The sequence below is a fragment of the Comamonas sp. B-9 genome, from assembly GCF_000410635.1.
GTDB lineage: Bacteria > Pseudomonadota > Gammaproteobacteria > Burkholderiales > Burkholderiaceae_C > Comamonas.
Window position 1 is genome coordinate 80,794 of sequence record NZ_KE148679.1, and the last position, 9,188, is coordinate 89,981.

A 9,188-nucleotide genomic window follows, 5' to 3' on the forward strand; every position below is an offset into this window, starting at 1 on the left:
CTGGTGCAGCTGGGTCTTGGTGATGCCATTGGCAAAGCTCGGGCCGGCGGCCAGGTCGGCGGCCATCTGCTGGGCCTGCACCAGCAGCGCTTCGGGCTCTGCCAGGCGGTTGAAAAAGCCCCAGCGCTCGCCCTCGTCGCCGCCCAGGCTGCGGCCGGTGTAGAGCAGCTCGCTGGCCCGGCCCTGGCCGATGATGCGCGGCAAAAAGGCGCAGGCGCCCATGTCGCAGCCGGCCAGGCCCACGCGGTTGAACAGGAACGCGGTCTTGCTGCGGGCCGTGCCCAGGCGCATGTCCGAGGCCATGGCCATGATGGCGCCAGCGCCCGCGCAGATGCCATCGACCGCCGCAATGATGGGCTGCGGGCAGGCGCGCATGGCCTTGATGAGCTCGCCCGTCATGCGGGTGAACATCAGCAGCTCGGGGGCCTTCAGGGCCACCAGCGGGCCGATGATTTCATGCACATCGCCGCCCGAGCAGAAGTTGCCGCCCGCGCCCACCAGCACCACGGCCTTCACATCCTGCGCCCATTTCAGCCGGTGGAACAGGTCGCGCAGCTCTGCATAGGAGTCAAAGGTCAGTGGGTTCTTGCGCTCGGGGCGGTTCAAGGTGATCGTCGCCACGCCGGCATGGACCTGCCACAAAAAATGCTGTGCCTGGTAGCCGGCCAGCTGTTGGTGGTTGCCCGCCACCAGCGCGGGGTCGATTCGGTATTCACTCATGCCTGTCTCCACAAATTCGGGGTTCACATCACTTCGCCGCCTGCCACCGCAATGGCCTGGCCAGTCATCGCGCCAGCGCCTTTACCGCAGAGCCAGACGACCGCATCGGCCACCTCTTGCGGCTGCACCAGGCGGCCCTGGGGGTTGTCGCGCACAAATTCGGCCATGGCCTGCTCGGGGCTGCGGCCGGTCTTGGCCACCACCCGGTCGATGCTGGTCTTGACCAGGTCGGTTTCGGTATAGCCCGGGCACACGGCATTGACCGTGATGCCCCGGCTTGCCACCTCCAGCGCCAGCGCCCGGGTCAGGCCCACCACGCCATGCTTGGCCGCCACATAGGCCGACACATAGGCGTAGCCGATCAGCCCTGCCGTGCTGGCCACGTTGACGATGCGGCCATAGCCGGCCGCCTGCATCGCTGGCAGCACCTGCTGCATGCACAGCATCGTGCCGGTCAGGTTCACCGCCAGCATCTGCGACCAGAGCTGGGCATCGGTCTTCATAAAGGGCGCGCTCTGCGCCTGGCCGGCGTTGTTCACCAGGATCTGGATATCGCCAAAGGCGGCGACAGCCTGCGCAAAGGCCGCGACCACCTCCGGCCCCTGCGCCACATCGGCCAGCACCTGCTGGCACTGGCCTGGGTAGGCATCCACCAGTTTTTGCAGCGGCTCGGGCCGGCGGCCCAGCACCGTCACCCGCGCGCCCTGCGCCAGCAGCTGGCGCGCAATCGCCTCGCCAATGCCCTGGCCGGCGCCGGTTACCAGTGCATGCTGTCCTTCAAAGGTCTTGCTTGGCATCGGCAGCACTCCTCAATGGCCAGCGGCCGCTTGCTGGGCCTTTTCGCGCTCGAACAGGCTTTCCATCTGGTGCTTGCCGGCAAAGTAGGGCTTGGGCCAGGCGATGGCGGTGTAGCCAATCTTGGCCGCCTCGGTCAAGGTCCAGGCCGGGTTGGCCAGGTGCGGGCGGGCGACAGCACAGAGATCGGCGCGGCCGGCCGCAATGATGGAGTTGGCATGGTCGGCCTCGCTGATCGCGCCGACGGCCATCGTCGCAATGCCTGCCTCCTGGCGGATGCGGTCGGCAAAAGGCGTCTGAAACATGCGGCCATAGACCGGCTTTTCTTGCTTGCTGACCTGGCCGGACGAGCAGTCAATCAGGTCCGCGCCTGCGGCCTTGAAGGCCTTGGCCATCTCCACCGCGTCATCGGGGGTGATGCCGCCGGGCACCCAGTCATGGGCGGAGATGCGCACCGACATCGGCCGCTCCTGCGGCCAGACGGCACGCACGGCCCGGAACACCTCCAGCGGGTAGCGCAGGCGGTTTTCCAAGCTGCCGCCATAGGCATCGTCCCGCTGGTTGGTCAAGGGCGAAATGAAGCTGGACAGCAGATAACCATGGGCGCAGTGCAGCTCCAGCCAATCGGCGCCGACCTCGGCGGCCATCTGGGCAGCCTGCACAAACTGCTGCTTGACCTCTGCCATCTGGGCCAGGCTCATCGCCTGCGAGATCTGGCTCACGCCTTCCAGGTACTGCTGGGGCGAGGCCGAGATGATGGGCCAGTTGCCCTCGGCAAGCGGCAGGTCCGTGCCCTCCCAGGCCAGGCGGGTGGAGGCTTTCGCGCCGGCATGGCCGATCTGCATCGCAAACTTGGCATCGCTGTGGCTGTGGATCCAGTCACTGATGCGCTGCCAGCCCTGCTTTTGTGCCTGGCTGTAGGTGCCCGGGCAGCCGGGGGTGATGCGGCCTTCGGGGCTGACGCAGGCCATCTCGGCAAACACCAGACCGGCGCCGCCCATGGCCCGCGCGCCCAGGTGCACCAGGTGGTAGTCACCGGGCACGCCATCGACGGCAGAGTACTGCGCCATTGGCGAGACGACGATGCGGTTCTTCAAGGTCAGGCCGCGCAGGGTATAGGGCAGGAACATCGGCGGCGGCGCCTTGCCCTGCACCTCGACCCCGTTTTGCGCGGCCAGCCAGGCCTCATAGCCACCCAGCCAGGCGGCATCGCGCAGGCGCAGGTTCTCATGGCTGATGCGCTGGCTGCGCGTCAGCATCGAGTACATGAACTGCTCGGGTTCGAGCTGGTCGCAGTAGCGCTTGCCGCAGACTTCGAACCACTCCATCGCATTCCAGGCGGCATTCTGGATGCGCAAGGTCTCCACCCGGCGCAGCGCCTGGTAGGCCTCCAGCACCGCAGGTATCTGCGCCTTGCCATCGCCCAGCTGCTGGAACTGCCGCGCCAGCTCGATCGCATCTTCAATGGCCAGCTTGGTGCCCGAGCCAATCGCAAAATGCGCCGTGTGCACGGCATCACCCATCAGCACCACATGGCTGCCCTTGGCGTTTTGCAGCCACCACTGGTCGCAGACCACGCGCTGGAAATTGATCCAGGCCGAGCCGCGCAAATGGCGGGCATTGGTCATCAGCCGCGCGCCTTGCAGGTTGTCGGCAAACAGCTTTTCGCAAAAGGCAATCGACTGCGCCTGGTCGGCCGTGTCCAGGCCGCAGGCCTTCCAGGTCTCTTCGGTGGTCTCGACGATGAAGGTCGAGGTCTTGTCGTCGAACTGGTAGATATGGGCCTGGAACCAGCCGTGCTCGGTGCGCACAAAGTCAAAGGTGAAGGCCTCGTAGACCTTGTTGGCGCCCAGCCAGATAAAGCGGTTGGGGCGGGTGACGATATCGGGCTTGAAGACCTCGGCGTACTTGCTGCGGATGCGCGAGTTCACGCCATCGCTGGCGATGATCAGGTCGGCATCGGCATAGTCTTCGTCGGACTGCACATCGGTCTCGAACACGAGCTGAACACCCAGCTGCTCGCAGCGCGCCTGCAGGATGTTGAGCAAATGCTTGCGGCCGATGCCGACAAAGCCATGGCCGCCCGAGCGGATCTTGCGGCCCTTGAACAGCAACTCGATATCGTCCCAGTGATTAAAGGCCTCTTCGATCTGCAGGGCCGTCGCCGGGTCCCATTCGCGCATGTTGTCCATCGTCGCATCAGAGAACACCACCCCCCAGCCAAAGGTGTCATAGGGCTTGTTGCGCTCGACCACGGTCACGTCATGCGCGGGGTCCATCTGCTTCATCAGCAGTGCGAAATACAAGCCGGCGGGGCCGCCGCCGATGCAGACAATTTTCATGGCCAGGACCGTCCTGAAAAATACTTTATAACTAAATTATTGATGCATAAATAATTCACTAAAATACGCACATACCCTATCACTGGAGCCGCCTGCGGTACTGCACCATGGGCGCAATGGCTGACATGCAAACCCTCTGCAACTCCCCCTCCGACACCGGTGGCGGCATGGCTGGCCGCGAGGCCGGCCTCGCCCATGACGAACACCAGGCCGTGCGCCTGTGGCTGCGGCTGATGACCTGCAGCACGCAGATCGAACAGGTGATTCGCAGCAAGCTGCGCACCCAGTTCGCCACCACCCTGCCGCGCTTTGACTACCTGGCCCAGCTCAGCCGCTTCCCCAAGGGCCTGCGCATGAAGACGCTGTCCGAGTACCTGATGGTGACGGGCGGCAATATCACCGGTCTGACGGACCAGTTGGTGGCAGAAGGATGGGTGGAGCGGGTGGCCGATGACGAGGACCGGCGATCGATGACGGTGCGCCTGACGCGCAGCGGCAAAAAGCAGTTCAGCACCATGGCCAAGGCGCATGAGCAATGGCTGGAGCATTTGCTCGCGCCCCTGGGCGCAGATGCCGCGCGTGAGCTGTATGAGCAGCTGGGCCTGCTGCGGCAGATTGTGGGCCAGCGGATGGAGCAGCTTGCCGACTGAGTGCCAGCCCCAAAAATGACAAAGAGCCTGCGGACCGCCCCTGGTCCGGCAGGCTCTCAGGCTTCTCTTTGAAGAATTACATCGCGGTATCGGCCTGGCTGAGGTCGCCATCGGCCTCATCGGCCTCCAGCACCTCGGGCATCTTGACGATGGTGGTCGGCACCTTGCTGTGGCGGGCCACCTCGCGCGAGACCGAGCCGATCAGAATGCTGCCCAGCATGCTCTCGCCGGTGGCACCGAGCACGATCAGGCCGCAACCCTTTTCCTCGGCGATGTCGAGCAGGCTCGCGTAGATATCGCCCAGGCGGATCTCCACCTCATACGAGACACCGGCCAGGCGCAGCATGTCCAGCGCCGGGGCGACCAGGTCCATGCCCGCTTCCAGGCTGGCATTGGCGATCAGCTCCGAATCCTGCGTGGCCAGCTCCAGAAAGCTCGCCTCCTTTTGCACATGGGCGACCACCACATGGGCGCGCAAGCCCTGCTGCACCAGCTGCACGCCGTGCTGCACCGCCTGCAGCGAGTTGGGCGATCCGTCGACGGCGATCATGATGTTGAGCATGGGCTTCTCCTTGGCAGTGAAAGATAAGACCAGTGTAGCGATCTGCCGGCAGCCCCTGTGTCAGAGACGAGCCTGCGAAACCCGCCGCGCCGTCAACTACCGCACATCTGCGAAAATGCCCGGTTATGCTGCAGTTCGACCTTCTCAAAACCGATCCCACCAGCCACGCACGCCGTGGCACGCTCACGCTCAACCATGGCGTGGTGCAGACCCCCATCTTCATGCCCGTGGGCACCTATGGCACCGTCAAGGGCGTGATGCCGCGCAGCCTCGAGGAAATGGGCGCCCAGATCATTCTGGGCAATACCTTCCACCTGTGGATGCGCCCGGGGCTGGATGTGATGAAGAGCTTTGGCGGCCTGCACGGTTTCGAGAAATGGGACAAGCCCATTCTGACCGACTCGGGCGGTTTCCAGGTCTGGTCGCTGGGCGCGATGCGCAAGATCACCGAAGAAGGCGTGCATTTCCAAAGCCCGGTCAATGGCGACAAGCTGTTCATGTCGCCCGAGGTCAGCATGCAGATCCAGACGATTCTGAACTCGGACATCGTCATGCAGCTCGACGAGTGCACGCCGTACGAGACCAACGGCAAAAAGACCACCGAGGCCGAGGCGCGCAAGTCGATGGAGATGAGCCGCCGCTGGGCCAAGCGCTCCAAGGAAGAGTTCGAGCGCCTGGGCAACCCCAATGCCTTGTTCGGCATTGTGCAGGGCGGCATGTTCAAGAACCTGCGCGAGGAATCGCTGCAGGGCCTGCTGGATATCGACTTCCCCGGCTACGCCGTGGGCGGCGTCTCGGTCGGCGAGCCCAAGGACGAGATGCTGGACATCATGCAGCACACGCCCCATCTGCTGCCGGCCCACAAGCCGCGCTACCTGATGGGCGTGGGCACGCCCGAGGACCTGGTCCAGGGTGTGGCCGATGGCGTGGACATGTTCGACTGCGTGATGCCCACGCGCAATGCGCGCAACGGCACCATCTTCACCCGCTATGGCGACCTGAAGATCCGCAACGCCCGCCACAAGACCGACCACCAGCCCATCGACACCTCCTGCACCTGCCACGCCTGCGCCGGCAAGAGCGGCGTGAGCTGGGACAACGGCGGGCGCGAGGGTTTCAGCCGCGCCTACCTGCACCACCTGGACCGCTGCGGTGAGATGCTGGGCCCCATGCTGACCACCATCCACAACCTGCACTACTACCTGAACCTGATGCAGGAAGTGCGCCAGTCGCTCGATGCCGGCCACTTTGCCCAGTTCCGCGCGCAGTTCAAGTCGGACCGGGCACGCGGTATCTAAGAACCTGTTCAAAGTCTCTACGCAGCCGCGTTGGAGTGCAATCGGGATGAGTTCGAAGGGATGGAGCGCAGATTGCACCGGGGTGCAAGCAAGGGCCAGCGCGCAGAAATCGCCCGATTTCACTCCAACCCGTAAGGACAGTGGCTTTGCGCGCGGTCTGCGTCGTTGCAAATCCTCGCAATAGCTGGGCTATTGCTGCGGTGTTGCGCCTCGCATCCCATCTCGCAAAGACACTGTCGCGGCGCGAGGAGACATTGAACAGGTTCTAAGTTCTCGGCCCCCCTCCCCTGCCATGCAAAGCGTGGGGGCCAAGAGACAGCGCAGCATGGCGCTTGACAGTCCCTGCGGAAAGTAAGAGACAGCGCCGTCTGGGGCTTTGCGGCCCTCGGTGCACCGCAGCGGCCCACGGCAACAGTGCTGTTTGATCCCGGCATATTTCAGATTGATGCGCCGACTGGCATGCGTTCTTAGCTCCCATTTTGGAAGCAACAACGATTGTCTGAGATTATCGATTAATCAAAATCTCAGCCAGGCCCTGCGCGGCTGCAGCACTCTGCCCACCTGCCAATGTGTGACTGGCCCACGGGGTCGGGCCCATGGCGGTGCAGGGGAGCGGGTATATTTCGCCCATCCTCCCTCACACCCATGCTGACCGCGTCGCCCGTCCACCCCTTGGAGCAACCCCATAGCGGTCGCTTGCTGCTCTGCGCCAGCTTGGCGGTGTTTGCGGCAGCGATGGTGGGCATCTTGCTGCGGCCGCTGGGTTACCTCTCGGTGTTCTGGCCCGCCAACCAGATCGTGCTGGTGCTGCTGCTGCGCTACCCGCGCCTCATGCGCCCGCTGGGGCTCGCCGCCCTTTTTGCCAGCTTTGTGCTGGCCGATCTGATCACCGGCACCTCCTTGTGGCTGTCCCTGGGCTTTACCACCGCCAACCTGTGCGGCGCCGCCTGCGGCTGGCTGTTCTTGCGCCGGCAATCCCAGCGCGATCTGCAGATGGAGGGCCAGTATTCCGCCTTGCTGGTGTTCTTTGCCAGCGGCATGGCCTCCACGGCATCGGCGGCCATTGGCGGGCCTATCAGCGCCTGGGCCTTTGATCTGTCTATGAGCCAGGGGCTGCTGATGTGGTGGACCGGCGAATGGATGAACGCGATGATGCTGCTGCCGTTCCTGCTGGCGCTGCCCTCGGCACGCAGCAGCGGCGCAAAGCAAGAGCGCCAGTCCTGGGCCTTGAAACTGCTGCCCGCACTGGCCGTGGTTGGCCTGGAGATGACCAGCTACATGGTGGGCAACAAGGTCGGCTCGCTGGTGTTCTCGCTGCCTGCGCTGCTGTGGTGCGCGCTGTCCTACCGCATCCTGACCACGGCCATCATCACCATGCTGGTGTTTGTGACCAAGGTGATCGTGATCTCCAACATCGTGGGCTTTATCCCCGCCAATGTGCTGGATGTGGCCAGCCTGCGCCTGGGCATCACGATGCTGATCCTGGGGCCGCTGTCGGTGGCGGGCTCGCACGCCGCACGCGCCGAGCTCCTGCACCGCATGCGCTACCAGGCCCACCATGACAGCCTCACCGATGTGCTCAGCCGCAATGGCTTTGTGCAGGCCAGCCACGCGCTGCTCAAGCGCCTGACCCATGAAGGCAGCTCGGCGGCGGTGCTGATGCTGGACCTAGACCATTTCAAGCGCGTCAACGACAACCACGGCCATGCCAGCGGCGACCGCCTGCTGCGCGATGTCAGCCAGGTGCTGACCGAATCGCTGCGCCCCCAGGATGTGCTGGGCCGCATCGGTGGCGAAGAGTTTGCCGTGGTGCTGCCCCATATCAGCTTTGAAGACGCCACCGCCATTGCCGAGCGCCTCTGCCATACCGTGCGCAGCGGCCACTTTCTGACGGCGCACCACGAGCCGCTGCAGGCCACGCTCAGCATCGGCCTGGCCTACAAACAAGCGCTGCGGGCGGGTGACAGCCTCGAAGACCTGCTGCGCGAAGCGGACCTGGCCCTGTACCAGGCCAAGGCCCAGGGCCGCGACTGCGCGGTCTGGACGGCGCCGCTCTCTGCGGCTTAACGCAGCAGCACCGGCGCCGACGCCAAGCCGCTGCGCTGCAAAAACGCCAACGCCGAGTCCACCGTCGCCGTTTCAATATGGCCGGCAAAGCGCTTTTCGGGCGGGTGGTCGTCAAAGGCGATATTGGCGCGCGTCATGCGGCCGCCCAGCCGGGTCATCGCGCCAATGCGCAAGTCACTGGGCTGGTAGCCCTGCAGCTGCAACCAGGCCTGCGCCTGGCCCCGGTCATGCACGGTTTGCGGCGCCAGCGCCTGGGCCAGGGTCTCCAGCGCCCACTGGTTGCTTTGCTGGTAACGCTGGCTCCAGGGATAGGCCAGCATGCTGTAGCGCGGCTCGTGCAGCTGCAAGGGCTGCGCGTTGGCCGACAGCGCCAGCAGCAGCTGTTGCTGCACCTCCTTGGCCGGCACCACCATCACCGCCTGGTAGCGCCACATATCGTCCAGGAAAAACTCGCCCAGGCCCTGGCGGTAGACATGGGAAGTGGCAGTGCCGCAGTCATTGAGCTTGTGCACCACACGCCAGGCGCCGGTGGCCGATTTGTAGGCCCAGCCCATGTGCGAGAACTGCAGCTGGTACTTGCGCAGATCCTGGCCCTGGCGGCCCAGCAACACCAGCTGCGCACCGCTGGCATCCAGCGCCTGAGCGACGTTTTGCGCCAGGCTCAGGCTTTGGCGCACGCTGTCGAGCGTGGGCTTTTGCGGCTCGCAGCTGCGGCCGGCCTGCGCGGCCGTGGCGGCCAGCAGTGCGGCGGCCA

General features: G+C 64.7%; 8 protein-coding genes. 3 read left to right on the forward strand and 5 right to left on the reverse strand.

Annotated elements, in window-relative coordinates:
• From H928_RS0125305 to H928_RS0125315, 3 genes are all read right to left on the reverse strand, one after another.
• The coding region (locus H928_RS0125305; RefSeq protein WP_027011411.1) for an enoyl-CoA hydratase family protein at nucleotides 1–720 on the reverse strand (720 nt) is incomplete at its 3' end.
• 23 nt (nucleotides 721–743) lie between these two features.
• On the reverse strand, nucleotides 744–1,517 hold the full coding sequence (locus H928_RS0125310) for an SDR family NAD(P)-dependent oxidoreductase (RefSeq protein ID WP_021029009.1): 774 nt from the start codon (nucleotides 1,515–1,517) through the stop codon (nucleotides 744–746).
• Nucleotides 1,518–1,529: 12 nt separating this feature from the next.
• Nucleotides 1,530–3,857, reverse strand: a complete 2,328-nt coding sequence (locus tag H928_RS0125315) for a bifunctional salicylyl-CoA 5-hydroxylase/oxidoreductase (protein WP_021029010.1) — start codon at nucleotides 3,855–3,857, stop codon at nucleotides 1,530–1,532.
• A gap of 125 nt (nucleotides 3,858–3,982) precedes the next feature.
• Here H928_RS0125315 and H928_RS29905 point away from each other — a divergent pair, with 125 nt between their 5' ends.
• Nucleotides 3,983–4,507 (forward strand): MarR family winged helix-turn-helix transcriptional regulator, encoded by a 525-nt coding sequence (locus H928_RS29905; RefSeq protein ID WP_192817005.1) that lies wholly within the window; start codon nucleotides 3,983–3,985, stop codon nucleotides 4,505–4,507.
• A 76-nt stretch (nucleotides 4,508–4,583) separates the two neighbouring features.
• Here H928_RS29905 and H928_RS0125325 read toward each other — a convergent pair whose 3' ends face one another.
• Nucleotides 4,584–5,069 carry a universal stress protein gene (locus tag H928_RS0125325; protein WP_021029012.1) on the reverse strand — a complete coding sequence of 162 codons (486 nt, stop codon included), beginning with the start codon at nucleotides 5,067–5,069 and terminating at the stop codon, nucleotides 4,584–4,586.
• A 125-nt stretch (nucleotides 5,070–5,194) separates the two neighbouring features.
• On the opposite strand from H928_RS0125325, the gene tgt reads away from it, so the two are divergent.
• Complete coding sequence (tgt, locus tag H928_RS0125330) at nucleotides 5,195–6,367, forward strand: tRNA guanosine(34) transglycosylase Tgt (protein WP_021029013.1); 1,173 nt, start codon at nucleotides 5,195–5,197, stop codon at nucleotides 6,365–6,367.
• 645 nt (nucleotides 6,368–7,012) lie between these two features.
• Nucleotides 7,013–8,434, forward strand: a complete 1,422-nt coding sequence (locus tag H928_RS29910; RefSeq protein WP_148293327.1) for a sensor domain-containing diguanylate cyclase — start codon at nucleotides 7,013–7,015, stop codon at nucleotides 8,432–8,434.
• Here the strand turns inward: H928_RS29910 and H928_RS0125340 are convergent.
• Nucleotides 8,431–9,188: DUF2145 domain-containing protein (locus tag H928_RS0125340; RefSeq protein WP_021029015.1), on the reverse strand; the 758-nt coding region annotated here is incomplete at its 5' end. The two genes, H928_RS29910 and H928_RS0125340, sit on opposite strands and share 4 nt — an antisense overlap.

Excerpts from the sequence above, each read along its gene's own strand:
- H928_RS0125310 (WP_021029009.1), bottom strand. The coding sequence starts at position 1,517 with ATGCCAAGCAAGACCTTTGAAGGACAGCATGCACTGGTAACCGGCGCC.
- H928_RS0125315 (WP_021029010.1), bottom strand. The coding sequence starts at position 3,857 with ATGAAAATTGTCTGCATCGGCGGCGGCCCCGCCGGCTTGTATTTCGCA.
- H928_RS29905 (WP_192817005.1), top strand. The coding sequence starts at position 3,983 with ATGCAAACCCTCTGCAACTCCCCCTCCGACACCGGTGGCGGCATGGCT.
- H928_RS0125325 (WP_021029012.1), bottom strand. The coding sequence starts at position 5,069 with ATGCTCAACATCATGATCGCCGTCGACGGATCGCCCAACTCGCTGCAG.
- tgt (WP_021029013.1), top strand. The coding sequence starts at position 5,195 with ATGCTGCAGTTCGACCTTCTCAAAACCGATCCCACCAGCCACGCACGC.
- H928_RS29910 (WP_148293327.1), top strand. The coding sequence starts at position 7,013 with ATGCTGACCGCGTCGCCCGTCCACCCCTTGGAGCAACCCCATAGCGGT.